Here is a 26,832-nt window from a genome sequence, read left to right on the forward strand (position 1 = left end):
GGTTCGGCCGTTCGACGGAGGCTAACCGGATGGAGCCGGAGTCGGCAACGGTTGCGGTTGAGAAAAGTCGGGCGGGGTCGGTACGACACCGGGTTGAAGCGGAAAGAGCGAGCCGGCGGAAGGACTCGGATGTTGGAACACCCAGTCGTGATAAGTCGGCAATCCTTCAAAGTGCCGTACCGCGAGAGGAAAGTCATGTTGTCGGAGCGGCTTCGCCTTGCTCCGGCTTCGGACGCCCATGATCCCGCCGGTCGGCGCGCGGACCAACTCCCATTCTCCCCGTCCCACGGGATCCAGGTAGACCTTCCTCAGGACAGGCCTGGGCTGTCGGGTCAGCTCGGCCAAGGAATTGGGGTACACCTCGCCTGGGATCACCCGCCCGGCTTTCATCCTGGCGGAATAGAGTGCGATAGCGGTCTGGATTTCGATGCCTTTGGCCAGAAGATCGGCTTCCAGCTCCCGCTGCACCATGATTTTCCATTGCTTGGCGGCGACAGACAGCGAGATGCCGATCAGCACGACCGAGAACATGACCAGGAGGTACGTGGATCCCCGGACGTCGGCAAGACAATCTGAGCGGATGTTGGACATACAGCGTTTCTTCTTATTGTTGCGGGGACGGCGGTGGCTGCGGTTCCGGTTCCAGCGCCAAAGGCACGATCTGCTCGACGCGCGAGCCAGTCTCCTGGAGGGTCACCCCGTCCGGCGTGATGGTCTTGACCAGAAACCGATCCTCGATGGTTTCGCCGGCCTTGACGATATGTACCTCTTCCTGTTTGACAAGCAAGGCCACCTCCCGTTTACGAAAGGTGTCGCCCAGTTGCATGTACCCGAGGTAGCGGAACTGGGCCAGTTCGGCCGACACCGCCTGCTGGTGCAAGGCTTCCGGCGAACCGTGATCCGGTTCGGACGGCAGCGGCTGGACGGCGTTCATCGGCGGAGCGGCATCGGCGCGGGGGGGTGAGAAAATATTCCGGGGAGTGGCAAACGTGGCGTCCCGCAGGCTGCGACTGGCCTCCAGGAGATCCAAATTGACGTGCAGGCCGCTGCCCGCCCGCCAGGTCGGTGCCGGTTGGCCGGAGACCGTGCCCGACACATTGGTAAGCGGGACATGGGCCGGCTCCTCCCATTCAGCCGCCCGCCAGACGACAAGCCCGGCCCAGGTCGAGCACAGAACCGCGAGGAGTAGCAATTGATGCCGGTGGCTCAAGCTCACTCCTTTGAGGGCGCGGCGACGCGGCCTGCCTCCCCCCTTAGATAGGTTACAATTTTAATGTTAAACGTCAGCCGCTCATCCTGGCTGTTGCCTGACCGCACCACATCCAAGTCTTCGATGAACAGCAACTCTTCCGCCGTCTCGAGGTTGTAAATGAAGCGGCGCAGATCTTCGTATCGCCCGCTCACCGCTCCCTGCAGGACCGCCTTCGTCGTGCCAGGCACGCCGGTCGCCTCGGTTCGGTAGGACAGCGCCGGCAGCGTCACGTTGTCCCGCTTGGCCTCTTCTGTCACACCGAGGGCCAACGGCGCGAAATCCCGTTCGGCCGGCAGCACGGCCATCACCTGGTCGAGCTCCCGGTGGACCTTCTTCGCTTCCATGTGTTGGACGAGCCGCTGCCGGGCGGCAGTCCACTCGGCTTGCACGACCGCCCGCTGCTCTTGAGCCGAGACGAGGAAGGTGGCGTGCACGGTCAGATAGACCGCAGTCAGGAGGCCGGCCAGCCCGAACCACGGGAGGAGCGGGCCGTACGGTTGGCGAAGCAGACGAACGAGTGCGTCCATCGGGCGACTCACATCCGTTGGGGTCGATAGCGAACCATCAGGTCAAACTCGACCAATCCGTTGCCGGCATCCCGGTGCTGTCCCAACACCGGGTCTTTGAACGTCGGGTGATCCTGCATAGCGATGGTCAAGGCGGTGACATCTTCCAGGCTGAGGGCGGCGCCGTTCAACCGAATGATCGAACTGCTCGGGTCGAGCCTGATGCTGGTGATCGCGAGTCGAGGAGGAATGGCCTGCTCCAGCTCCGTGAGAAACCGGGTCCAGGAAAACACCCGTTTCTCCAGGAGCTGATTAGCCAGCACTACCTCGGCGGGTAGTCGTTGCATCGCCGCGTCGGAGAGATCGATGCCCTCCTTGGCTGATGCGGCGACGAACGCCCGGTCCTGTTCTCTGACCCGCTGCAAGGCGACAGTGATCTCCTCGGCCTCGCCACGAGCGGTCCAGATCTGACCCAGATCCCAGACTATCGCGGCGGCGACCGCACCGACCAGCACGAAAAGCCCGAGCCGGATCGGCTTGAGATACCAGCGAAAGCGGCTGCTGAGATTGATCCGAAACAGCCCCGAGCGCCAACGACGCCCTCGATAGCTAAAGAAGATGTTCTTCACCCACTGCAATCCCGTCACCTCTTCCATTTACAAGACGCCGGCGATCGCAGGGAGGGCGACCGCGTCCACGACCTTGCCGACCGGTTTCCACCCGGCTCGTTGGATCTGGCTCCAGTTCAGCGGGTGGACCGGCACATCCAATTCCTGGGCAAGCACCTCTGGCAGTTCCGGATCCGGATCGTCGGCGGCGAACGCCAGCCGTTGCACTGTCAATCGAGGATGGCGCTCCCGGCAGGCCTGAATCGACGCCAGGCATTCATCGATCACCCTGCGATTCCGATCGTCAGGGCCGGTGTGTAAACCGTCTTCGGACGGCACGGCTGAGCCCAGCAGCTTGGTGCGGACAAACACCAGGCGTCCATCATGGAACAGAAACAGGGTTAGGCCGCCGTCCGCCACATTCAGCCACATGAGATCCCCGGCCGATGTTCCAGTCCAACCGGCGGTTGCCGCCCAGAGATTGAAGAGGCGGAAGCTCGCGATGTCCACGTCCACGGGAATCAACCCGACTGACTCGCAGGCCAATTCGTATTGCGCAAGGACCGCGTCCTGAATGACGACCGCGAGGACGGTGTGCGGGCCCTTGGCCGGCCGACCGGGGGACCACACTTGTGACACGACTTTGGCATCGGCCAACGGCACGAGTTGCTCTTGGCCGATTCGCCAGCGAATCAACGCGTCGCGTTCCTCGGTCCGGGCCGGAAGTTGATCCAATTGCAAGACAACGGTTCTCACGCACAGGTCGGGGAGGATGAGCGTGATGGGCAGCGGAATCTGGCGGATCCAGCTCCGGCCGTCGACGCGAAGGTGGCGTGCAGGCCAGACGAGGCTGCGGAGGATCGCCTCCAACGCCGGCATGTCGGCGATATTCGCGTTCACCGGCGAGACTCGAATCACCCCCGGAACGAGCGACGTCACCGCGCAACGATGGCGGGGCCGTCCGTTCCAGCCCCGCCGGACTTCCACCCAGGCGAGCTTGCTGGCCCCGATGCGCAGGCAGCGGCAAGGCCGGCCGGCCATCCATGACCACATCCTCAACCCTCCTCGCTGAAGGTGACACGGTTGATTTCCTTCAGCGTCGTTTCCCCGTCCAACACCTTCTTGAGCGCCGACTGGCGGAGCGTGATCATCCCGTCCGTCACCGCCCGATACCGGATCTCGGAGATCGGCCGGTCCGCCATGATCATTTCCTTGATCTCGTCGGTCAGATTCAGAAACTCCGTAATGCACTTTCTGCCGCGATATCCCGTGCCGTGGCAGTCGTGGCAGCCTCGTCCCTGATAGAAGGGCGTGTCCTTGTATTGGTTGTAATCCAGTCCGGATTCTTCCGCCAAGGCTTTGTCCAATTTGACCTGTTCGCGACAGGACGGGCAGATGATCCGCACGAGCCGCTGGGCCAGCACGCAGTTGAGCGCGGCGAGAAAGTTGTAGGGATCGATCCCCATCGAGGTAAACCGGCCGATGACGTCGAACACGTTGTTGGCGTGCACGGTGGTCAGCACCAAGTGTCCAGTGAGGGCCGACTGAATGGCGATCTGGGCCGTTTCCGGATCCCGGATCTCCCCCACCATGATCTTGTCCGGGTCGTGACGGAGAATCGACCGGAGGCCGCGCGCGAAGGTCACGCCTTTTTTTTCGTTGACCGGAATCTGCACGATGCCCGGCAGTTGATATTCGACCGGATCCTCGATCGTGATCAGCTTGTCTTCCTGAGTGTTCATCTCGCTGATGGCTGCGTATAGCGTGGTGGTCTTGCCGCTGCCCGTCGGTCCGGTCACCAGCACCATGCCGTATGGCCTGGCGGTCGCCCGACGGAACCGCCGAAGATCCTCGGGGTTGAAACCGAGCCGGTCCAGTCGCAGGGCGGAAACCCCGGAGGTGATCGCCTCCCGATCCAGGATCCGGATGACGACCGACTCACCGAACACGCTGGGAAGAATGGAGACCCGGAAATCGACCGTCTTGCGGTCCATGCGAACGCGGAAGCTGCCGTCCTGGGGCACGCGGCGCTCGGCGATGTCCAGTTCGGACATAACCTTGAGACGCGATACCAGCGGCGCATGCAGCTTAATGTCCAGGGGCTCCATGGCCGGCACGAGGATCCCGTCGACGCGGAACTTCACCCGCGTAAAGCGATCGGCCGCTTCGATGTGGATGTCGCTTGCCCGACGTTGCAGCGCGGACAGAAGAATCGTATCGATCAGCTTGACGGCGGGGCTCTGGTCCTCGCCGGCCTGATCGACGGTCAGGATCTCCTCGCCCCGATCGTCCTCCTTGACCAGGACCGAACGATACGCCGCTTCCAGTTCGCGGAGGGCGTGGCTGGACCCCTCGCTCTGCTCCAGCGCGTTCAGGATCGCGCCGCGCGGGCTGACGATCAGGCGCAGCGGCTGATTGAGCATCAGCTCGAGCTCATCCAGGGCTAGCAGGTTATGGGGGTCGGGGACGGCGATTGTGAGCACGCCGTCCCCCTCGGTGATCGGCACGAACGGATGCCGCTGCATCAACTTGACCGAGATGCGTTGGAAGAACCGGGGATCGACACGAAATTCGACGAGAGGATCGTACGGCAGACCGTATTGTGCGGCCAGCGCACGGGCCAATTGTTCTTCCGTAATTAAGCCCTCCTTAACCAACGCGGCGCCGAGGGTCGTCGAGGTCTCGCCGAACCGGCTCACCGCTTGGTCGAGAGCCGCACGGGTCACGGCGCCCTGGCTAATCAGGATGTCAGTCAACGATGCGCGTTCCACATGTCGCCGCATGGACGCTCTCCTCTAAACAGCTTAGACCGAATAGCGCAGAGCCGGTCGCAAGCAATCGAGCGCACAGAAACCGCGCATGCTCACGGCACCGTGCCGGCCATTTGGAAGACCGGGAGGTACATGACGATCACGATGATCCCGACCAGGATTCCCATGACCAGCAGCAGCGCTGGTTCAATCCAGGTGGTGAGTTGACTCAATCTAAGGTCGAGATCGCCTTCGTAGAATTCGGCGACGTCTCTGAGCATCGCTTCCAGCGAGCCGGTCTCCTCCCCGACCGACAGCATTTCAATCGCCAGCTTGGGCAGAATATTCGGAGCCTCCAGCGCCGCCGCCAGGGTTGACCCTTCACGGATCTGTCCCACCGCCGTTGCCAAACCCTCCGAGATGAACCGGTTCGACACGGCGCCCCGCGAGATCTGCAGGGCATCCACCAGCGGCGTTCCTCCGGCCAGCACAGTGGCCAGCGTGCGCGTGAGCTGTATGGTGTGGTGCTCACTGAAAATCTGACCGAGCAGAGGTATGCGCAGGAGCCAACGGTCCACCGTCCGACGGCCGGCCTGCGTCTGATACCACGCGCGCAGGGCCGCCACCGCAATGGCCAGCACGATGAGCAACGGAATCGCGTTGGCCTGGCCCGTCTGCACCAGTTCAATCAGGGCCTGGGTGGCCGGCGGCAGGGATCGCGCCGACTCGCCGTAGACGGCGACAAACGTCGGCATCACATAGGCAAGGAGAAATCCGACGACGGCGACACCGATGACGATGAGAAACGCCGGATACGCCAGCGCCTTCGTCACCTTCTGGCGCAAGCCCAGCATCAGTTTGAGATAGACGATATACCGGTGCAGGACCTCGGGCAGATTGCCGGATTGCTCGCCGGCCCGCACCGTCGCCACATAGAGTTCCGGAAAGTGGTGCGGATGCTTGGCCAGCGCGTCCGAGGCGGACGCGCCGCCGCGGATGTCCTGCCGCACAGCCCGCAGGACGCTCTGGAACCCCGCGTGCCTGGCCCGCTCGATGAGCAGGTCCCAGATCTTGAGGATCGGCAAGCCGGCCTTGACGAGAGCGAGCAATTCTTGATTGAAGATCAGAAATTCCTGCAGCGGGAGTTTGCCCCACCTGCACGTGAGCCCGACGGGCAGCGTGCCGGCCGCGCCATGGCGCTGGAGCTTGAAGACAAAGAACCCTTGGCTTTCCAGTTTCGCCCGGACGGCACCTTCGCTCTCTCCATCGATCCGGCCATGCGAGGTTGTGCCGTCGGGGCGGGCTACCCTATACACGAATGTGGGCATGGGTCACGTTGGACAAATCGGTGGAGATTGTCCGGGCCACCATACAGTTCTACGGGACTTGAGCGCCGTTCCCGGAAAATCCGGGGACGGTCGCAGGTCCGGCGTCAGGGAGCCACAGGGCCTGACCGGGTTCGATGCGGTTGCCTCGTAAATTATTGAGCGCCCGCAGCTCTGCCAGGCTGACCCGATACCGTCTCGACAGACTCCAAAGCGTGTCGCCCGCTTGGACCGTCACGGTTCGCGGCAGCGCCGGGAGTTCAGGTTCAAGCGCGCGCCGGTTGCCGGCTCCGGCCGTCGAGGTGTTCGGGAAGGGTATCGCGTACGGGTCCGCATCCGGCAAGCTCGCAGGCTCCGCGCCGACGGGGCTCCGCGACACGTTGCGCGATGCCGCGGCCGGTGCGCTGACCCCCGATTCTTGAAGCAGTTTGCTATGCTGGGCGAGCTGCCGTTGCAAGTGCCGAAGTTGCGCCTGGAGCTGCTGGCCGGCGCGGGCGATCCGTTCCCGCTCGTTGCGCGCGGCCGCCAACTCCTCCCGTTGGAGGTCGATGACATGTTTCGCTTCCGCCAGGCGGCGCTCCGTTTCACGTAACTTGCCTTCGAGTTGAGCCCTCGCAACCTGAGCCTCCCCTAGCTCCTTTCGACGCGCCTCCAGCTCGCCGCGCAGCTCGGCGATCGTGCGTTGGGCGTCGCGCACCGCCGTCTTGAGCGCGTCGATCGTGAGTTGCAAATCGGCCACCTCCGGCTCGACCATCGGTTCCAGTTCGGCGCAGCCGGCCCACCACCACAGGACTGGGACGAGGAACACCCAGGGTACCGCTCGGTTGGCGCCGGGAGTCTCATTGCCAGAAGGATGGATCATGCTGTCTTCACGCCCGCGTGCCGGCGCGTGCCTTCACCACCGGTTATAAGGAACGCCGTTCGTGCCCACCAGGTCGGAGCCGGAGTAGACATCGAAGACGCCGCCTTCGGTCGGTTCGGTGATTTCCTGCCACGTTGTCGAGGAGCCCGTGAAGGGGTCTGTCGGGATCCGACGCAGGTACCCCGCCGAGACCAGCGCTTCCAAGGACGCCGGATATTTTCCCTGGTCGGCTCGATGCTGGTCGAGCAAGTCACGGAGCGTAAAGAGGTCCTGCCGCAGCACCGCCTCCTTGGCCTTGCGGACCGCCGTCTGATACGACGGGACGGCCAGCGTCGCCAAAATCCCCACGATCGACACGACCATCATCAGCTCGATGATTGTAAAACCGCGCGACCTCCACCGCCGGTGCTTACCAATCCCGGTATTTCGTTCCATCCAAGGCCGCTTCCTGACTCTGTGTCGAGACATCGTACACGTCATCGCCGCACCAGGACGTCGGATTGGGCGGGTCCCGGTAGCAGCGCAGCAACCAGTCGGGCTTGCCCGTCATCGGATCCACTGGAATGGCACGCAGGTAGCGACGCACGGTCGTCCCACGGACGGTGGCCTCCTCGCCGGTCAGTTTGACACCGAGGAGCACCTCCAGAGATTTGGGGTACCCGTACACACTGGCCACGTCTTTGCAGGTCAGTTTGTTTTTGAGACAGGCCGGACCGATCAGCACGTCGCCGTCGCGGTTCCATTCCAGCTTGAACGCATCGATGGCGGCCCTCATCGTGCGCAGGTGTTGGCGCAATTCGATTTCGCGGGCTCGTTGGCCCGACACCCGGGTCAACGGCATGGCCACGGAGGCCAGGATCATGACAATCGTCAGCGTAACCAGCAATTCAATGAGGGTAACGCCAGACTGTTTCACCGCACTCTGACCACTCCCTGCCCGACCGCCAACCGCTCACCCGTCGGATTCTGCTGAGATCCGCCCGGCATTTCCACGTACAGCGGCGAAACGCCCGGCGACTTGGCCAGGAACGTGACTATGACGAGCACGCCGTTTCCGGCAAGCGGAGTCGTCGGACGAAGCAGCGTCAGCTCCACCGTGCCCTCCCGAGAGTCAGCGGCGGCGGTCACCCTCGCGCCTCGCTCCCCTTGCTTGAGCAGATCGCCTTCTGCGGCGCTCTGAAACTCCAGGACGTGGGGATCGTAGCGAAGCGTAAGCTGACCGTTCTGTAGCGGCGGAAGATGCGCAGCCATGACGTCCAACCGCAGCGGGCGGCCGACCTGTGCCGTGAGGTCGGACGGCTTCAAAGAAAGCGACGGGATGTCGCTCTCACGGGAAGATGCCGAAGAAGGCAGGCCCGTCGGCGCGGACGTTCCGTTGTCGCCGTTCCGGCCGTTCCGATCGGTCGAAGAACCATGAAGCTTGCCCGTGCGTCTCAACTCCGGCGGACCGGATGTTTTTCGGAGGTAGCTGGGGAACACCGGAGCCGTGGCGTAGAGCATTTCGGTTCCGGACCAAAAGGCCTGCGTTTCGGGGCCTGGCGGGGTCATGTTCTGAACGATGTGCGGCGTGATGGTCAGGATGACCTCCGTCGTCACCCGTTCCGTTCGAAATGAACTGAGCAGGTCGCCGATCACGGGAAGGTCGCCGATCCAGGGGATCGTCGTACGGGTCTTGCGGTCTTCTTCCTGAAGGAGGCCGCCCAACACGATGGTCTCACCGTCTTTGATGTTCAAGATGGTCTCCGCGGACCGGTTTCCGAAGCGGAACTGCTGGATGAGGGGGGATTGCTGCAACGTGACTTGATCGCCGATCCTGATGACCTCGATCTTCATCTTGAGCGACAGTTCGTTGGCCAGCCGGATAGCCGGCTCGACGGTCAATTTGACGCCGGTGTCCCGGAACTCGATCGAGGTGACGGTGGAGGTGGTCGGCACGGCGCCGGTGGCGGCTTGTCCCGGCAACACATTCGTCGTCGAGAGCAGAATCGGTTGTTTGTCGCCGATGTTGATTTCCGCTTTTTTGTTGTTCACCACCCGGATCTTGGGCGCGGCCAGCGTCTTGGCATCGGTTTGCTGCTTGAAGAAGTCCAGCAGGACCGTGCTCGGCAGACGGAACAGATAGCTGTCGGGACCCAGGCTGGTCAGTTGGCGGTAGGTGAACTGCTGCGGGTCGGCCGCCAGCACCCCGGTGAAGCCCGGCGGCACCAGCCCCATGCCGGCCTGCTTCGGATAGTTCAGCCCGTACGTTTGATTTTTGGTCCGATTGACTTCCAAGATTTCGACGTCGAACAACACCTCGGGTTCCTGGCGATCGTTGGCGAGGATGATTTTCTCGGCCAGTTGCAGCTTTTCCGGTTGGTCGCGAATCACGATGGCGTTCAACTGTTCGTTGGCGTGCATCCGCTTGCTGTCGAGCATGCTCTTGAGCAAAACCAGCATGTCCTTGGCCTTGGCGTTCGACAGGTAAAAGGTCCGGATCATGAGGTCTTGGTATTGCTCCTGCTTTTGCTTGGTATTGGGGCTGATCAGGAGCAACTGCGGTCCGACTCGACGGGCGAACAGGTTATTGCTGTTCAGAATTAGATTGATCGCCTCTTCGAACGGCGTGTCCTGAACGGAGATCGTAATGGGATCGTTGCGGACGTCCTTGTCGAAAATGAGGTTCAGGCCGCCAGCCTTGGCCATCCCTTCCAGGACTTCCTTCAAACCGGCGTTTCGAAACCGCAGGGTGACGGGCTGGCTGAGACCGGTGTCTTGTTTTTGGGCTTCCTGCTCTTCGCTGATGCGGGCGATGCCTTCGACGGCTTGCCCTAAGCCGGGATCAAATTCGACCGCCCGCGCGTAGTACTCGAGGGCTTCTTCGGCTCGGCCCAGCCGCGACAATTTCTCCGCCTCGCGGGCCTGGTCCCTGGCTTCCTTGAGTCGAAGCGCCTCGGCCAGCCCGGACTGATGTTCAGGATTGGACGGTTCGATCGAGAGGGCCTGTTTAAATTCCTCCAGGGCTTGCTCGATCTGTCGTTCTTTGAGCAGCGACCGGCCGCGTTGCTCGTGTTGCGCAGCGGCTCGCTCGCGGGCCAGCGCATACTTGCGTTGAAGCCCCGGGTCGAACGGGTCCTCTTTTAACGCCTGCTGGTACGCCAATGCGGCTTCTTCCCAATTGCCGCTGACCAGATGCTGGTCCCCACGCTTCGCGTCCGGCGAACTCAGCATCGAGCACCCTGCAACGGTCGATGCGAAGGCCAACACCAGCGCCGCCTGCCAAGTTGGTTGACTCACTCTGTCCATGGAAGGTGTCTTCCTTCGGTCCTCGCCTAAGAGACAGCACGATGACTAAGTGTTGAGCAAACCATTGCAGGTTCGATGCCTGACAAAACTCCCTCTTTTTTATCCCCGAGTGTCGGATTCCCTGCCGATCTTCTGCACGAGGTCCTACAGGCGCCAATATCGAAGGGAACGCGGTAAGGTGTCCACGTTGAGGATTCCTTTGACATCAACGATCACACCCTCACGCTTGCGCCGGAGCGGCTTGAGCAACTCTTGCAGATTCATGGTCGTGTAGGCACGATGAGCGACGGCCAGAACCAGGCCGTCGACCTGCCTGATCCGGTCCCACGGAGCGAGATGAATACCGTATTCAGCCACCGCCTCTTCGGGTTCCGCCAAGGGATCATGCACGACGACCTGGACGCCGTATTCCCGCAGTTCGTTAACGATGTCTGGCACGCGGCTGTTGCGTAAGTCCGGGACGTTTTCTTTGAAAGTTAGGCCCAGGACGGCCACCTTCAGATCTTTGACCGGTCGCTCCAGTTGACTCAAAAGTTTGATCGTCTGTTCCGCGACGAATTTCCCCATGCCGTTGTTGATCCGGCGTCCCGCCAAAATAACCTGCGGGTGATATCCGACCGACTCGGCCTTGGTCGTCAGGTAGTAGGGATCCACACCGATGCAATGCCCCCCGACCAAGCCGGGAGAAAATTTGAGGAAATTCCATTTGGTCCCGGCTGCTTCCAGGACGGATTTGGTGTCGATGCCCAGGCGGTGAAAAATCAGAGCCAGTTCATTCATGAGCGCGATGTTGAGATCGCGCTGGGTGTTCTCAATCACCTTCGCCGCCTCGGCGACTTTGATGCTCGGAGCTCGATGGATCCCGGCTTCGACGACCATGGCGTATGTGTTCGCCACGATCTCCAGCGTCTCATCGTCCTGCGCGGAGACGACCTTCACGATCTTCGCAAGCGTGTGCTCCTTGTCGCCCGGATTGATCCGCTCGGGTGAGTACCCGAGCTTAAAGTCGACGCCGCACTTGAGGCCGGAAAACTGTTCCAGGATCGGTAGACAGACTTCCTCGGTCGCTCCCGGATACACGGTGGACTCATACACCACGATAGTGCCGGGGGAAAGGTTGGCGCCAATCAGCTCCGACGCTTTCTTTAAAGCCGTCAGATCGGGCTGAAGGGCTTCGTTGATCGGAGTGGGAACCGCGACGATGATGAAATCGGCGGATTTCAGTTCGGCCGGCTCGTACGTGTAGTGGACGCGAGCCGAGCGGAGATCTTCAGCAGAGACTTCCCTCGTCCGATCGATGCCGCGGCGCAGCTCGGCGATCTTCGCCCGGTTGATGTCAAAGCCGATGACCGGCGCATGCTTGCCGAACGCGATCGCAATCGGCAGCCCCACATACCCGAGCCCCACCACGGCAATGCGGCGCCCTCTTTTCTTGCTTTTGACGTGCCCCATCACGTTCCCTCGCACGTGTTTAGAATTTCTTGAAGAATGACAGAACAGCGATTTTCCGTCAACGAAATAGCCGTTTCAGCATGTCCAGCAATCCTAGTTGCGTGGGCCTCCCGTACCGGTTGTTCCTGTTTCGCCCGAGTAAACGGAACCGACTCCGAATTCAAGTTTTAGGGTACGAGACCCAAAAGTTTCTCAGCGAAAAACCGGGAAAGCACTTTTATCCGGAAGGTACTTTTCTCTGGATGGTTGGTTGGACATGCTGAACGATCGGCGAAGGCTTGAGCAGCAGGGGAATACGATGCCCCCCGCCTTTTTGTCTCTTTCTCTCCGTCAATCAGATGAAAAGCCATACAGTGCTTGGCCATCAAGGAAATCAACGTATTGGATTCATACTCACCTAAACAGTTTTAAAAAATAATCAATATTTTCAGATTATTATGGTCACTTTATAAAGTAAATATTGAAGTGTACACGTCGTGGTGACCTCTTCACATCGTCACATTGTGGATTACATTCACTGACTCGGCTGAGAGGAGATTGTAGAAGATGATGTCGGACCATAACGCGCGAATTGTGTTTATTTTTTAAAGCAGCAAATCTTCAAAAACCGAGGTAAGGCTTTTTAGGCATCTCTCTTGCTCAAGCTGTCAGGCATAGAGTCTGACGGTCAGCCAGGTTTGTCTGGAAGGAGGGAAAAGAAAAAACATTCCAGCAAGGAAGATCGTCGTAGGCAAAAGAACGATCGGTGATAAGGGCAAACTGTCTGAGAGGGCAGGACGCAAAGCCAAGAGACCGGGATCGGGAAGAGGTTGTTCCCATGGTTGGTCTGGCTGCCACCAAGTTTGGCTCTTGAGATTGGTGCACACGCCTGTCCCGTCCGCGGATGGGCGTTTTCGTGTGGCGTGCATAAGAAGCGGTGGCGGGCCAGGTCGAACGGAGGACCAATACGATGCATCAGTCTAGAGAACGAACTCTGCGGTGGTTGAAAACGTTCGTTGTAAGTGGGACGATGAGTTACTTGGTTGTCGGCCTGAACGCGAACACGTTGGTCGGATTTGGAGCCTCCACGGACATAGTGATAGCGGCCGAGTCTATCATCGATGCTTCCTCCTCCACTTCGCAGAAGCCTGTCCTACAACAGACTGATCGCAATCTAAGCCGCCGTTCGCTCATCGGATCTGCAACCACGTCCCCTGGCCCAAATGGGAAGGCCTCAACGAACTCGGCCAGTCAAGGTCGTAAACTGATCCGTCGCCCCTCCACTGGCCAACTCGTTCCGACTGATCAGCCTGCCCTCTCCGCTCAACCTGCGGTTCAAAACGGCTCAACGGCCTTGCCTGCCGGATCTATAGCCAGCGAAAGCCCGACCACGACATCTTCGAGCACAACGACAAAAGGCGCGGCGAATGGGACCGGATCTATTTCGATCTCCACAGTGACTTCTTCAGCCGTATCGGTGCCAACAACCTCGTTGCCAGGTGCCGGTTCAAGTTCGACTCTATCCTCGGCGGCAAGCGCCTCAACGGCGGCCCCGGCCTCTGGCAGTTCTTCATCGGGCGGCAGCTTCGCCGGCAGAGCGCTCCAGAAACTGTTAAGTCAAATGCCCGCCTTGGCGGACATCCTCTCGCCACCGTCGTCGACTCCAAACTCGACGCCGCCCGCCACCACCAGCCCGGTGATCGGAAGGTCTCCGGCAAGCCTGGCGTTTTCGGCCGTCCAAAACGGATCGAACCCAGCCAGCCAGACCGTCACGATCAGCAATACCGGCTCCGGGACGCTGAATTGGACCGCTGTCTCGAGCGCAACGTGGCTGAGTCTCAACGGAGCGAATTCAGTGTCTGGAACGAATAGCGGGTCATTCACAGCAAATGTCAATCCCTCCGGCCTTGCAGTCGGAACCTACAATGCTTCGATTACGATCAGTGCCACCGGCGCGACCAATACCCCGCAGACGGTATCCGTGACGTTGACGGTCACGGCTGCGCCGACACCGACCATCGGTTTGAGCACAACGAATTTGTCATTCACCGGTGTACAGGGAGGAACGAACCCGGCCAGTCAGACTGTGACCGTCACCAACACAGGCTCAGGCACATTGAGTTGGAATGCAACAGAGAACACAACCTGGCTGAGTGTGAGCCCGGCATCGGGAACCGGGAATGGATCGCTGGTGGTCAGTGTCAATACGGCCGGATTGAGTGCCGGCACGGTCAGCGCACCGATCACGATCACGGCGTTGGGCGCCTCCAACACTCCGCAGACCGTCACCGTCTCTCTAGTGGTAACGGCTCCTGCAACCCCGACCATCGGCTATAGCCCAGCGAGCCTAAATTTCACCGCTACCCAGGGTGGGACCAATCCAAGCAATCAAACAGTAAGCATCACCAATACCGGAACCGGGACGTTAAGTTGGAGTGTCAGCGACAATGCAACGTGGCTCACGCTCAGCCCGACATCAGGAACTGGAAATGGTTCCGTGACGGCCAGCGTTAACCTATCGGGCTTGGCGGCCGGCACTTACAATGCCGCCATTACGATTGCCGGAACCGGTGCAACAAATACCCCGCAGACCGTTCCCGTGACGTTGACGGTGAACACTGCACCGACTATTAGACTCAGCCCGACCAGTCTCTCATTTACAGCGACTCAAGGGGCGGCCAACCCTGCGGCACAGACGGTCAACGTTACGAATACTGGTGGTGGCACCCTGACTTGGACGGCCAGCGACAATGCATCCTGGTTGACGTTGAACACGACGTCAGGCACCACGACGACAGAAACCGATCCGATCACGGTCAGCATCAATACGTCAGGTATGTCCGCGGGCACCTACAATGCGACCATCACGATCACGGCCGGCGGGGCGGCGAATACGCCGCAGACAGTTCCCGTGACCTTGACCCTCAACCCGCCGGCGACATCATCGGCCACGCTGACCTGGAATGCCAATACGGAGAGCGATTTGGCCGGATACAAAGTCTACCGCGCGACAGCGCCGGGCGCCTACGGCGCGCCAATCGCAACGTTGCAAGGGAATGTGACCAATTATGTTGCGACTGGGTTGCAGGTCGGTACGACGTACTATTTTGTCGTGACCGCCTATGACACGGCGGGAAACGAAAGTGCGTATTCGAACGAAGTCAGTAAAAGCGTGTTCTGATCGGTTATGAAAACCAAAGTATAATGAGCGAACGCGAAGCAAACCGGTAGGAAAAGAGTAACAGAAATGTTTTGAGAGATGTTTTGATGGTGAGGAGGTATCAAGGCATGGTTACGACGCCACGGTGGGCCATGAGACTAATCATACTTCAGATTGCACTCAGCCTATTGGTCGGTATGCTGCCAACATCGGTTGTCAGCGCGGCAGCGCCGCCTCGCGCCAATCAGCCATATGCGGAAGCCGAACTGTGTGCAAGGCCAGAAGTCATTTTCTGTGAAGATTTTAATTACCCCCAGAATTTTACCAAGACCTCCCAGGGAAATCCCGACTATGGTCCATGGTTGACGAATTGGATCAATCCAGGACTGGTCAATGGCGTATTTGGTTTCGTCTGGGGCACAGAAGGGCGTCAGATTAATCCAGCATCACAATATCCGGTTAAACCTAGCGGCGCTATGCCGAGCGGGAACCAGCCTGACCATGTCTGGGTCGCGAATTGGGATCCTGACAAAGGGCCGGCAAGCAACGGCTCGACGTTCGGGCAGATACGTCATCCCGGTCCAAACGGAACGTACGCGAACGGGACTCCACCCACCAAAGATCTCTACATTCGGTTTCAGTACTACGTCACCGCGGATTATACATGGCCGGGAGACCCCAAGACAGACAAGTATACATACATCAACGGCACCGCCACTTGCGGCGGTATTCCCGGCGTCTATGACAACAAAATACTATACTTTTATCCAGCCGATATGATCAGCCCGACTGATGCGTCTTATGATGCCGGTCTTCACACTCAAGGTTGTGTATACAGCGCGGTCGACAATGCTCAATTTGCCGACGCCATTGCGATCCGGTATGGAGACGCAGGAGAATACAAATTCTATCCAGGATGCATCAATTGTGTGATCAACGGCACATATCAAAATTATTTTCCGTTTCAATCGCTAGCGCTGCAGAATCCAAATGACCAAAAGCTGTTTCGGCGGGTGTTTCGGTTAAACAAAAATAAGTGGTACACGTTCGAATTGCGCTATAAGCTCAGTTCTGGGCCGAACGTCCCTGATGGCATAACCGAATTATGGGTTGATGGCGTCAAAATCTATTCGGAGACAGGGCAACGGACTTGCGGGTCAGGAAGCGGCGATACCACATGCTCCGGGATAGGAATTATTAATCTCGTCGCTTATCACAATGCTGCAGATCCAACTAAGTGGGACGGCCAGCAAGTGATTGACAATCTCGTCATTTCTCGCTCCTATATTGGACCTCCAAGTGGAGGCTCGCCTGACACTATTCCCCCTGCCGCACCCACGAACCTGAGAATTCAGTAGTCGTTCGAGGGAATGTTTAGCGTTTTTGTTTCTCAAAAACCAGACTGCTTTCAGAAATTTGATAAGCTTTGCAGACAAGCGGGCATGAGGCAACGCAATGCCGGGTGGACTCATTCAACTCCTCGTATGTATGGTGGACTAGGAAGGAAAGCGTAGAAACGCAGATGCGCCTAAAGGCTAAGAGGCAGGTTGTGCAAGAGGAATTGAAAAGCGGGGCTCCATCTCATTAATGGACTGTTGAATGTATTTGGCTATTAGACGGTAGCCTTGTGCGTTGAAATGCCCATGAACACGGAGCGGGTATAAAGATAACGGATCCGGATGATGACTCAACAATTCATGAACATCGATGAGAGGTATTCCTAGTTTTCGAACGGCCTCGAGAACCTCGGCTCTATGGAAAAGCGAATCGTGGGTAGGATGCCGCTGATTGTATCTGGTGTAGTCGGGAATATACACGAAATACATCCTACCGCCCCAAGCCAGCACGCGGTTTCTCGCTTCGGCAAGAATTTGAGAGAACAGATCGGAAGGCGGAGGCGTGGAAGGGGGGGTAGTCGGCTTGTTCATCCCCAAGTGAGCTCTTAGGTGGTACAGTCTAAGAATCTTTGTCCACCACTGTCCTCTGATTCCTTCCCGCTGTCTTCGTTCTTCTTTCTCAGCCTCTGCGGCAGCGTGAGCTTCGGCAAGAAATGGTTCGAGAAGCATGGAATCTATTTTGTCCTGCTGATCGAACAATCCTAACTTGAATTCGGGGTCCAGGTATCGCAGGAAAAAGGGAAAAGTCTGCTCTCGTAGAAGGTTGTCCTGGTCATTCGCTTCAAAATACATCCATAAAACAATATGAGGCTCTACGACTCCCGCATATTCTGTCAAGATTGCGAGTTCGATCAAAGGCCCGCTGCCGGCCATGCCCAGATTGACCGCTTTAATGTTATGAGCTCGAAAGTGGGAGGCAATGTCTTCACCCTGATTAACGCAGGCTCCGTGTGCGAAGGAATCTCCGATAAGAGCAAGATCGACTTTCCCTTTCCGGTATAATCCGATGGGGTTATTAAATCCGTGCTCGTCGCTTTCATACGTAGAAAACTCACCTCCCTCGTTGCAAAAGACCGTTCTTCTCCGTGACAATCCGCTCAACGGAATAATTTGCCCGTCATGAACACGAGCCGCATTCACTTCTGCCCACAGTCTGGGAGTAATAGTGGGAACTGCCGGGATCCCGCTCGCATTGAGGGCATTGATGAACTCGAATTTGCTTCGTTCGTCGAATTTGACCCCGAGCGAATGAGCTGCAAGAATTCGCTCATCTGTGTCAGCCCGAAGAAGTGCCAGACCGATTTCCAATGAAAACACCGTAATACCGATGGATAGCGTAACCAAAGAAAGGTTGATCCTGATGGATTCCTTCAAGAAAAGGCAAACGGTGGCATATGCGACAATTCCCAGTAATTCGCAGGCAGCATAAGGAATAAACGAAGAGCCCAAGGCATCTTTTCTCGTCCAGGTGTACCAAAAACCCAATGCGAAAAGCCCTATAGTTCCCCAAAGAATGGCATCTGCCATGTAAGAAATACGCAATCCTTGCTGAACCTTACTCGCGTGGCCACCTACTTGGCCAGTTTGCCTATAACCGTCTGCCGCAGGTTGCATTTTATGATAAATGGAAGTAACTGAGAGCGAAAAGAAGATTAGCTAAAATAGCTAGGTATGCACCCCTGGTGGAAAACGAATGTCGTCGATCGAAAGCTCTTCAGCCAGATTCATGAGCGAGTTGCAGAATGGTTCGGGATTCAGGTGTCAAAGTCTGCGCTCCCTTTTCTCGTTCTAACTCACCGATTCGGTTGGCGTAAGCACGTAACGCACCGATGAAAAACAGGTGCACATAGAAAAACTCAATATATTGAAGATCGGCAAATAGGCCTGCAATGAGAAATCCGACAAGACCTGCTTGTGCCCCACGCATTTGGAAATGCAAGTTTCTAAATCGCTCGTCAAGGGTGAAAGCAGAAGGCACTCGAAAGACAAGACTTCGAAGGACAATGCACAAGAAGAGCACAAGACCAACCAAGCCAGATTCCGCCAACATGCCGGTATACACGCCGTGAGGAAGCCGTTCTTTGCCGAAGATGATGTTATACATGACAGGGTCCTGCACTAAGTCAGAAACCTTGTCGACATACGTTTCTTTTACGGGAGAAAAGTTGTTGAGTCCCACACCCGCGATCATGTGATCCTGCCAAATGCGCAAGGCAATATTCCACAGAACGATCCGCGATTGTGAAGAGGCATCCCGCTGTTCTTCCGGAACAAAAATGGTCGCGATCCGTTCGCGATAGGTTTCCGGTTGCCAGATGACGACCGCCGCAGCAACAGCAGCCGAAAAAATCAACGCTTTCGTCCGCTGCCGCATTAGCAGAAAAAACGTTCCGCCTGCCCCGACAAGACCTAAGAATCCGCCACGTGATGCAGTGTACAGCAGGCACAGAACGATCGCAGCAGCGCAGCCGATCAACCCGAGCTTGAATGCTTTTGCCAATTTGGGATCCATCGCTCGGGCAAGCACAAGCGGTATCACGAGCACTAGCGCCGCCGAAATTTGGCTTGATCCACCGGGCCACAAATCGTCCAGTCTCGGATTCCCCGACACTCCTTGAAGAAATCCCCAAAAACCCAAAAGCCCGAAGGACACGGAAATCACCAACACATACTGTTCAAAACGTTCTTTCGTAGTAAGCGTTTTTGTCAAAAGAAAGCACAGCGCAAAGATCTTCGTCATATCCAGTGTCTTTTCAAGACTACGTTCGAACGACGCCTCGGCCAAGAAGGTAACGACGTACAGCCATACGATGTATACGAGAAAGAGATACGCATATCTGGTTTGATACCTGTCTTCAACCTGGCTTTGTCGCTTGAGTGTTTCCCGATGGATAAGGTAACCGCCTAAACTGAGACTGGCAGTAATGAGATGAAGCCGTCCAAAGGCGGGATTTCCCCATACTAAACTTTCGGGGCGCAAGATGGTGATATGAACGAAAAAAAGCACCCCCAAAACGGGGTTGAAATACCCGTACAGAGCACAACCATAATAGGTTAAGAACAAAACGAAAATGCGCATGTTCGGAAAAGCTTAAATGATGACCGGAGGTCCACTGGTAGAGCTATCTCAATGTTGCAAGTTTGTGATAGAGCCGCTCGTAACGCTGTACCATCATTGTAACGGAAAACAGTTTGCGTGCACGGTCACACGCCCGTAGCCCCATAATCTCGCGAAGTCGGGAATCGTCTTGAAGTTTGGCGATCAATTGCAGCAAGGTGTTCTCATCCCCAGGTTTGAAGCGGTACCCTTCACGGCCCTCTTCAAACAGATCGGCAGTTCCCCCCACATCAGTAGCCACGATAGGAAGACCGCAGGCCATCGCTTCCACGAGTGTATGGCTGGACCCTTCATACAAAGAAGATTGAACGTAAAGATCCATACAATTTAAAAGCTCTGGCACGTGTTTGCTGAATCCATAGAGACAGACGTCTTCCGAGAGATTAAGCTCGGTAGCCAGTCGCTCGAGTGCTGCTTTGGATTGTCCTTCGCCTACGATGAGGAGATAAGGCCTTCGGCCGCTCCGTTTCAGACCGCATACTACACGTAAGAGACTTTCATGGTTTTTGACTGGATCCAACCTACCAACGTTCCCGATCACAAATCGGTCAGGCGGAATTCCATGTGCTTTTCTAAGCGCAGAGCGATTTGGCAAGGGACGAAATCTGTCCAGCTCGATCCCGTTAGCGATAACGTCGATCTTGTCCTCGCTGAGACAACATTCGCGCGAGAACTCCCTTTTCATCAAAGAGTTCAGTGTAACGATTCGGTCGTAAGTCCGTACGAACAGCGACTGGATGACTTGTCGCTTGACGCTCGTTCGCTGTAATTCGTCATACGTTCGTCCATGAAAGGCGTAAATTGATCCTCTGCACCTCGCAAGTCTCAAAGCCAAAGCAGTTTCAACCAATGTGGCCCACCCTCGAGCGTGAACCACGCGAACTCCGTACATCCTGATGATTTTTGCGAGGCGAAAGGGAAGAGAACAATCATTGCCCATTTTCTTATTCAGCGAGAAAACCTTGAATCCCAAACGTTGGGCTTCCTCGCCAAACACTCCGACTTCAGTAAAGCTTACAATGACATGGAGAAAGCGCTCCCTGTCTCCATATCGGAGAATGTTTAGCAGTTCACGTTCCTCCCCGCCAACCGTAAATGCATAAATCATGTGCCCGACTACAATACGGTCTAAAGTGTCCCTTGATCCGCCCATAAAGCAACACGTCAATTTGGCTCAGGCCTGCAGAGCCAATGCAAGTCATCAATCCGCGCGAAGCTCGGGTCGTGCATATTGTGCTTCAACCTGGGCGAGGTCGGTCAGATAACTTGGAGCGGGAAGGATGTCTGACGAGGTAGTGCCCGATCGCGAGATAATCGAGATTGCCTTCCAAAAAAGCTCGGATCGCGTCGTTGGGGGAATTCACGATAGGTTCCTCATGCATGTTAAAGCTGGTGTTGATAACGGACGGAATCCCACTTAATCGATAATACTCGGTAAGTATGGCATGGAAACTTGGGTTCGTCTCCCGGTTGACTAATTGCGGCCTGGCAGTGCCATCCACGTGCACGGCGGCCGGACAGGTCCGCTTCATAAATTCAGTGCAGTCAAACGTGATGGTCATGAATTGAGCGGCAAATTCAGCGCCATCAATGTGATGGTAACAACGATCTCGATGCTCATACAGCGTCGCCGGTGCGAATGGCATAAATTCCGTGCGTCCCAATCTCTGATTCAACCAGTGATTGACCTCCGGTTCAGTCGCCCGATAAAGGATCGACCGATTTCCAAGCGCTCTGGGACCGTACTCCATCCGTCCGTTGAAGCGTGCCACCACGCTGCCTTCGTGAATCAAAGCCGCTACCTTAGGCTCAATTGGATCGATGCGTTCAAACGCAAGCCCTGCGTTTCGAAGCGCTTCCAAGATCACGCTGTCGGAATATTCGGGCCCGTAGTAGACCGACTTGTAGGCCGTGTCTTCGCCAAGCTGCTCACGGCAGGCGAGAAAACCTGCTCCTGTTCCACAACCACCATCCCCCATATTGGGATAAACAAAAATTCTGCGGATACCCGGAATCTCGAATATTCTTTGATTCATTTTGACATTCGCCATAACTCCACCGGCCATGACGACCGTATCGACTCCGGTGGTCTCAACGTAGTAGCGGATATAGTTCGTTGCCACGATTTCCAATGCGCGTTGGTAGGCGGCCGCAACGTCTACTTTGGGAAACAGCGAGGCGAGATAACGGGAAAAGTAGATATTGTTGCTTTCGCGTATGCGGAATGAGCCGGGTTCCTCAACGAACCGGCTCATGACGACATCGAGTAGGACCTTTGGCTCTCCGTACGCCGCCAGGCCGACAATTTTGCCCTCATGGCGACTCGGCTTGAAACCCAAAGAGGATGTGACGCTTTCGTAGAACGTCCCGAGCGAGTGTGGATAGTCTAGCTTGTGTATGCGTCTCAACCGACGTCCTTCGCCAATGCTGATGGAGCCAGCCAGACCCGATCCATAACCGTCCAGGGTTACAATAAGCGCGCGTTCGTATCCGCTGGCAAAATATGCCGCAGCGGCGTGTGACAGATGATGATCGTAACGTTTCAATTTCTTAAGAAGGTCCAATTGCTTGAGATTGTGTACTAACTCCCGTTGCCATTGTCTGTGATACACAGCGGCTTCGCGTTTCCACTTCACAGACCCGTACCTGGCCGCTAGTCTAGAGCATACTCCTTCCGCGCCTGCCAAGCGGTAAAACAACTTGTGCAGCCTGCTCTTTGACATTGTCTCGTTCGGATCGGTAAGCCCGGGAATGAGCTCGGTACGCTTCGGCACTCTAGCCAAGGCGTCTTCGATCTCTTTGTCCATTCTGGTAAATGGTGCCGACCTTAAGAAAATGGTTTCATCCTGCAGGTTCTTGGTAAACAATTCGATTTCTCTTCTTGAGTCAAAAAAGGGATAGGCGACCTGATCAATATCTTTCAGCGAAATGCCGGTGTAGGCGAGTCCGGCTTGTAACGCCTGTGTCGGAAACCCGTCCTGCAATTTCCGGCGAGTAAACCGTTCTTCCCCTGCGGCAAAGAGAACCTTTCCGTCGTTCAATAGGGTCACCGTCGAATCCTTGTCCAACGGAGAAATCGCGAGCACGATCATGGGTCCTCCTGAGGCCTCAAGTGGGTAAGCGGTACGAGCTTGGACTTTACTTCCATGGGGGTCGTCGGACGTCCTCCGCATTCGCCCATAAAAAAATCGAGCACGCTGCGGCACCGTGACATGAATTGCTCAAGTTCCTTTTGCGATCTCACATACGGGGTATGCCCTGGCACGAGAGATGGACTGTGGAACGAGAATGTAAAGACTTTTAATCCGTCGGAAATGAGTGCGCGCAAGAGGCGTTCTTGTTCCGAAGATACATGTCCCTCTGGAGAAAGCCAAACCTTTTCTAAAAGGTTAAGTCTGGCCAGTACGCCTGGTATCCGCCATCGAATCGAGCGCTCCGCTGTCAACAGATAACGGTACATTTTCCCCCATTGTCTAAGCCTTCCCGTGTAACCGACGGTGAGCGGCAGTTCGAGCAACCCTGACCCAAACCAGTACGGCCATGCAGAATGGGCAGTAAAGTCAGGCCCCCCTTCAGCAGAATAATCCATCTCAGGGCATATACTCAGATCGATCTGATAGCCTTGTTCCTCCAAGATGGATGCGGTATGGGGTCCGACGCCGTACCGACCCGCCTTGTACAAAACCGGTGCTTGCCCGAATCGTTCACCAATGCACTCTCCGAGTACTCGCAACTTTTCCGCTTCCAACGCTCGCGGAAGATTCCCGGGAAAACTGTTGCGCAGTAGCAGGGGTTCATCGAAGGGAGGATTCACCCATGGATGAAGGTGGGCTCCAATTACGCAGCGTCCGTCTACATAAATTTCTTGAAGTGGGCGATAGCCTTCATCTTGGTTTACTACCGGATAGTCGATGACATAAACAGGCTTGATGCTGTATTCATCGAATAGTCTCTGCGCGCGGCCGATATAGCGCATCGCCGTCACGGCCGTGTTCGAGCGCGCGTATCCGCGGGACCAATCGAACTCTTCCTCAGTATCGATGACAACAATGAGGTGCGGGGGACTACTTGAAGGAAGATTGCAGTAGTCCTCAGGGCTCGGACGCAACATCATTCAAAGAAAGTTGAATTTTGCCTGAAAGAAAAGGCGAGTCTACGAAGGCGAAACCCGCCGAGTGTCTAAGTCGATGAATGTGGGATGCCCCGGTTCCAACATGAGAAGATCACAGAGATGAACGGACCAACGATTTCCTTATTTATTGGCATGAACAAGTACCTCGGAGCGCTACTAATTCTAAACGTAAGGGCTCGTTCTCCAAATTATTTACGTAATACAGTAAAGTTGCAGATTTCTCCGTTGATGGTTGCCTATACAGGTTCATTTTCATTACACATCGGCTGCCCGGCAATGGTTCTCTAGTCGACGATCCAGAGACGACAATGATTCAAGCCGACGCGGCCGTGCGTTAACACTCCCTTTTGGTCCGGCCCGCGGTGACGAAGCTGCGCAATCATCGTCGTCAACGCCTCGAGGGTCACGACGTGACGCGAATAAAAATTGAGTTTTTCACTGATTCCACATGGTCAGAAATACTCATGCAGTCAGACCATTGCGGATAGCAATGGTCTTCGCAGTGCTAGTTTCCGATCTAAAGACTCCTGCCAGGATTCTTCGGTGACAACCGATCGGTCTTTTGTGTCAAAAGAGAGTATAGATAAACGGTGCGACGGCGGAACCCTGAGTGAAGACAATCAAGGTGCCGAGGAGGAGCAACACCAGCACGATAGGCAGCAGCCAAAACTTTTTACGCTCTCTCATAAATGCCCATAACTCTATGAGAAATTCACCCATGTTTAAATCCTTTTAAAATTGGTGTTTCATATGCGTTCGCGGCCGTGGATGGCGAATGACCCGATACGTGGGGGAATTGTTGACAAATCCACGGCGCATTGCATCCCGCCCAAAGAGGCGCATGACTAATCCTATGGGGGTAAGCAGGCCGAAAAAGACAATGCCTAATATAATTCGAGTATTGATCAACCCAACGATATGCCCTAGTTTTATCCAAACTGCATAGACAGGCTTCAATGTCTCAGGAAGCACTCCTCCGAGTCCAACGAGTCCGCCGCCAAGGAAAAGGGCCCATAGTCTCGGCTCTTCGCCACGCCACATCAGTGGCCAGAGTCCAATGACCAGAAAAATGCCACCAACCAAGAGACCAAAGGTGCGCAATTCTTTTGTCACGTTTCCCTGTTCCATGGGACAGCCTCAATCGAGTTCGAATTCGTTTTGCCAATTCGTATCACCCTGGAGCGGCTTCTGTTTTGATTTTGTCAGCACACAGTTTTCAAGAACCAGAATGTCCATCTCGGTCCGCATGAAACAACGGTAAGCGTCTTCTGGCGTGCAGACGATCGGCTCGCCACGAACATTAAATGAGGTGTTCACCAATACCGCGCAGCCCGTTTTCGCCTCAAAGGCTTTAAGAAGTTGGTAGTAGCGAGGGTTAGTTTCGCGATGAACGGTTTGGACGCGAGCTGAATAGTCCAGATGAGTGACGGCGGGAATATCCGAGCGAGGCACGTTTAGCAGGTCAATGCCCCACAGACTCGTACGATTGGCCGGAAAAGGAAGACGCCGGCGTTCAAGAACGGGCGCCACGAGAAGCATGTAAGGACTATCCGTGTTCAGATCAAAGTAATCCGACACGCGCTCTCGAAGAACTGAGGGAGCGAAAGGACGGAACGACTCTCTATATTTAATTTTGAGATTCATCACCGATTGCATTTTGGGATTACGGGGATCGCCTAAGATGCTGCGCGCCCCAAGGGCTCTGGGACCGAATTCCATGCGACCTTGGAACCAACCGACGACTTTGCCGGCCGCGAGTTGGTCAGCAATGTGATCAAACAATCGGCTGTCGGCGAGGACCTCATATGGAGCATCCAGTTTTTGGAGAAAGTGCTCGATTTGGTCATTTGAAAAGGAAGGTCCCAAGAAGCTACCTTTCATCTGATCGTGGCCACTCGCTTTCCGCGGGTGCTCTTCGTATTGATGCCAGGCCGCTAAAGCTGCCCCGACTGCGCCACCGGCGTCCCCCGAAGCCGGTTGAATCCAGAGTCCCTTGTACGGCCCCTCGCGCAGGATACGGCCGTTTCCCACACAGTTCAACGCAACTCCTCCCGCCAGACACAGATAGTCGCAGCTGGTTTCACGATAGAGAGTACGACCCAGGCGAAGCATCACTTCTTCCGTCACTTCTTGGATGGAACGAGCGAGATCCATTTCGCGCTGGGTCAGTTTGCTTTCCGGCTCGCGCGGCGGCCCGCCGAACAGCTTGTCGAATTTCGTTCCTGTCATTTTCAGTCCGGTGCAATAATCAAAGTACTCCATGTTGAGCCGGAAGGTGCCGTCGGCTTTCAGATCGATCAGGTGATCCAAAATCGCCTTCACGTATTTGGGCTCGCCATAGGGAGCCAATCCCATGACTTTGTACTCGCCGGAATTGACCTTGAATCCCGTGTAATAGGTGAACGCGGAATACAGTAATCCCAGTGAATGAGGAAACGGAATTTCCCACAGCGGCATCAGCGTATTGCCGTTGCCCAGCCACGCGGAAGTGGTTGCCCACTCCCCTACCCCATCCATGCACAAAACCGCTGCCCGATCGAACGGTGACGGATAAAAAGCAGAAGCTGCGTGCGATTCATGATGTTCGCAAAATAGAATAGGCGGAAGATCTTGTCGGGATATGCATGAGCTCGCTGAAAGTAATTCCTTTTGCAAAAGATTCTTGAGCAGCAATTTCTCCTTGAGCCAGACCGGCATTGAAACGATGAACGAGCGCACACCTTGGGGAGCGTAGGCCAAATAGGTTTCAAGTATCCGCTCAAATTTCACAAGCGGCTTATCGTAAAAGACGATATACTTAAGATCCGAAAGAGACACACCGCCCTCTTGTAGGCAATAGCGAACCGCATGAATGGGAAAGCGGGGATCGTGTTTTTTGCGTGTAAAGCGCTCTTCCTGGGCAGCCGCCACGATCTCCCCATCGATGACCAGGCACGCCGCGCTATCGTGATAGTACGCTGAAATTCCTAGAATGCTGGTCACGAGCCCTCCTAGTTTGGATCTGCT

General features: G+C 56.3%; 22 protein-coding genes and 1 riboswitch. Of the genes, 2 read left to right on the forward strand and 20 right to left on the reverse strand.

The window, feature by feature from the left end:
- Window positions 1-21: 21 nt before the first annotated feature.
- The 12 genes from ACWHTU_RS09845 to ACWHTU_RS09900 all read right to left on the reverse strand — a co-directional run bounded on the left by ACWHTU_RS09845 (window position 22) and on the right by ACWHTU_RS09900 (window position 12,040).
- The gene (locus ACWHTU_RS09845; protein ID WP_447859169.1) at window positions 22-591 is read right to left on the reverse strand and encodes a type II secretion system protein; all 570 of its coding nucleotides are present in this window, start codon (window positions 589-591) and stop codon (window positions 22-24) included.
- A gap of 13 nt (window positions 592-604) precedes the next feature.
- Window positions 605-1,210: a hypothetical protein gene (locus ACWHTU_RS09850; RefSeq protein WP_447859170.1), complete on the reverse strand. Its 606-nt coding sequence runs from the start codon at window positions 1,208-1,210 to the stop codon at window positions 605-607.
- A 2-nt stretch (window positions 1,211-1,212) separates the two neighbouring features.
- On the reverse strand, window positions 1,213-1,779 hold the full coding sequence (gene pilO / locus ACWHTU_RS09855; protein WP_447859171.1) for a type 4a pilus biogenesis protein PilO: 567 nt from the start codon (window positions 1,777-1,779) through the stop codon (window positions 1,213-1,215).
- 8 nt (window positions 1,780-1,787) lie between these two features.
- Window positions 1,788-2,414 carry a PilN domain-containing protein gene (locus ACWHTU_RS09860; RefSeq protein WP_447859172.1) on the reverse strand — a complete coding sequence of 209 codons (627 nt, stop codon included), beginning with the start codon at window positions 2,412-2,414 and terminating at the stop codon, window positions 1,788-1,790.
- Window positions 2,415-3,419 carry a hypothetical protein gene (locus ACWHTU_RS09865; RefSeq protein ID WP_447859173.1) on the reverse strand — a complete coding sequence of 335 codons (1,005 nt, stop codon included), beginning with the start codon at window positions 3,417-3,419 and terminating at the stop codon, window positions 2,415-2,417.
- A gap of 2 nt (window positions 3,420-3,421) precedes the next feature.
- Window positions 3,422-5,149 (reverse strand): GspE/PulE family protein, encoded by a 1,728-nt coding sequence (locus ACWHTU_RS09870; RefSeq protein WP_447859174.1) that lies wholly within the window; start codon window positions 5,147-5,149, stop codon window positions 3,422-3,424.
- An 80-nt stretch (window positions 5,150-5,229) separates the two neighbouring features.
- The gene (locus ACWHTU_RS09875; protein WP_447859175.1) at window positions 5,230-6,444 is read right to left on the reverse strand and encodes a type II secretion system F family protein; all 1,215 of its coding nucleotides are present in this window, start codon (window positions 6,442-6,444) and stop codon (window positions 5,230-5,232) included.
- Between the two features lie 49 nt (window positions 6,445-6,493).
- The gene (locus tag ACWHTU_RS09880; protein ID WP_447859176.1) at window positions 6,494-7,303 is read right to left on the reverse strand and encodes a LysM peptidoglycan-binding domain-containing protein; all 810 of its coding nucleotides are present in this window, start codon (window positions 7,301-7,303) and stop codon (window positions 6,494-6,496) included.
- Between the two features lie 33 nt (window positions 7,304-7,336).
- Window positions 7,337-7,738: a prepilin-type N-terminal cleavage/methylation domain-containing protein gene (locus ACWHTU_RS09885; protein ID WP_447859177.1), complete on the reverse strand. Its 402-nt coding sequence runs from the start codon at window positions 7,736-7,738 to the stop codon at window positions 7,337-7,339.
- Window positions 7,713-8,219 (reverse strand): type II secretion system protein, encoded by a 507-nt coding sequence (locus tag ACWHTU_RS09890; protein ID WP_447859178.1) that lies wholly within the window; start codon window positions 8,217-8,219, stop codon window positions 7,713-7,715. The genes ACWHTU_RS09885 and ACWHTU_RS09890 overlap by 26 nt, the downstream gene beginning before the upstream one ends.
- A complete protein-coding gene (locus ACWHTU_RS09895) occupies window positions 8,216-10,588 on the reverse strand; it encodes a secretin N-terminal domain-containing protein (protein ID WP_447859179.1) in 2,373 nt (790 codons plus the stop codon). Before ACWHTU_RS09895 ends, ACWHTU_RS09890 begins: the two co-directional genes overlap by 4 nt.
- A 144-nt stretch (window positions 10,589-10,732) precedes the next feature.
- A complete protein-coding gene (locus ACWHTU_RS09900) occupies window positions 10,733-12,040 on the reverse strand; it encodes a nucleotide sugar dehydrogenase (protein WP_447859180.1) in 1,308 nt (435 codons plus the stop codon).
- A 743-nt stretch (window positions 12,041-12,783) separates the two neighbouring features.
- A riboswitch (cyclic di-GMP riboswitch) is annotated at window positions 12,784-12,878 on the forward strand.
- Between the two features lie 762 nt (window positions 12,879-13,640).
- Here ACWHTU_RS09900 and ACWHTU_RS09905 point away from each other — a divergent pair.
- Window positions 13,641-15,200, forward strand: a complete 1,560-nt coding sequence (locus ACWHTU_RS09905; protein WP_447859181.1) for a BACON domain-containing protein — start codon at window positions 13,641-13,643, stop codon at window positions 15,198-15,200.
- Between the two features lie 107 nt (window positions 15,201-15,307).
- Window positions 15,308-16,537, forward strand: a complete 1,230-nt coding sequence (locus ACWHTU_RS09910; RefSeq protein WP_447859182.1) for a hypothetical protein — start codon at window positions 15,308-15,310, stop codon at window positions 16,535-16,537.
- Between the two features lie 177 nt (window positions 16,538-16,714).
- Here the strand turns inward: ACWHTU_RS09910 and ACWHTU_RS09915 are convergent, their stop codons facing one another.
- The 8 genes from ACWHTU_RS09915 to ACWHTU_RS09950 all read right to left on the reverse strand — a co-directional run bounded on the left by ACWHTU_RS09915 (window position 16,715) and on the right by ACWHTU_RS09950 (window position 26,808).
- Window positions 16,715-18,103 carry a hypothetical protein gene (locus ACWHTU_RS09915; RefSeq protein WP_447859183.1) on the reverse strand — a complete coding sequence of 463 codons (1,389 nt, stop codon included), beginning with the start codon at window positions 18,101-18,103 and terminating at the stop codon, window positions 16,715-16,717.
- Window positions 18,104-18,290: 187 nt separating this feature from the next.
- Window positions 18,291-19,655 carry an O-antigen ligase family protein gene (locus ACWHTU_RS09920; RefSeq protein ID WP_447859184.1) on the reverse strand — a complete coding sequence of 455 codons (1,365 nt, stop codon included), beginning with the start codon at window positions 19,653-19,655 and terminating at the stop codon, window positions 18,291-18,293.
- A gap of 43 nt (window positions 19,656-19,698) precedes the next feature.
- Entirely contained in the window at window positions 19,699-20,802 is a 1,104-nt protein-coding gene (locus ACWHTU_RS09925; protein WP_447859185.1) for a glycosyltransferase, read from the reverse strand.
- A 130-nt stretch (window positions 20,803-20,932) separates the two neighbouring features.
- On the reverse strand, window positions 20,933-22,786 hold the full coding sequence (locus ACWHTU_RS09930) for a carbamoyltransferase family protein (RefSeq protein WP_447859186.1): 1,854 nt from the start codon (window positions 22,784-22,786) through the stop codon (window positions 20,933-20,935).
- Window positions 22,783-23,670: a polysaccharide deacetylase family protein gene (locus ACWHTU_RS09935; RefSeq protein WP_447863341.1), complete on the reverse strand. Its 888-nt coding sequence runs from the start codon at window positions 23,668-23,670 to the stop codon at window positions 22,783-22,785. Before ACWHTU_RS09935 ends, ACWHTU_RS09930 begins: the two co-directional genes overlap by 4 nt.
- A gap of 723 nt (window positions 23,671-24,393) precedes the next feature.
- Window positions 24,394-24,546: a DUF5989 family protein gene (locus ACWHTU_RS09940; RefSeq protein WP_447859187.1), complete on the reverse strand. Its 153-nt coding sequence runs from the start codon at window positions 24,544-24,546 to the stop codon at window positions 24,394-24,396.
- Between the two features lie 12 nt (window positions 24,547-24,558).
- Window positions 24,559-24,954, reverse strand: a complete 396-nt coding sequence (locus ACWHTU_RS09945) for an SxtJ family membrane protein (protein WP_447859189.1) — start codon at window positions 24,952-24,954, stop codon at window positions 24,559-24,561.
- Window positions 24,955-24,963: 9 nt separating this feature from the next.
- Window positions 24,964-26,808: a carbamoyltransferase family protein gene (locus tag ACWHTU_RS09950; RefSeq protein ID WP_447859190.1), complete on the reverse strand. Its 1,845-nt coding sequence runs from the start codon at window positions 26,806-26,808 to the stop codon at window positions 24,964-24,966.
- Window positions 26,809-26,832: the final 24 nt, after the last annotated feature.

It is taken from the genome of Nitrospira calida (assembly GCF_976986435.1).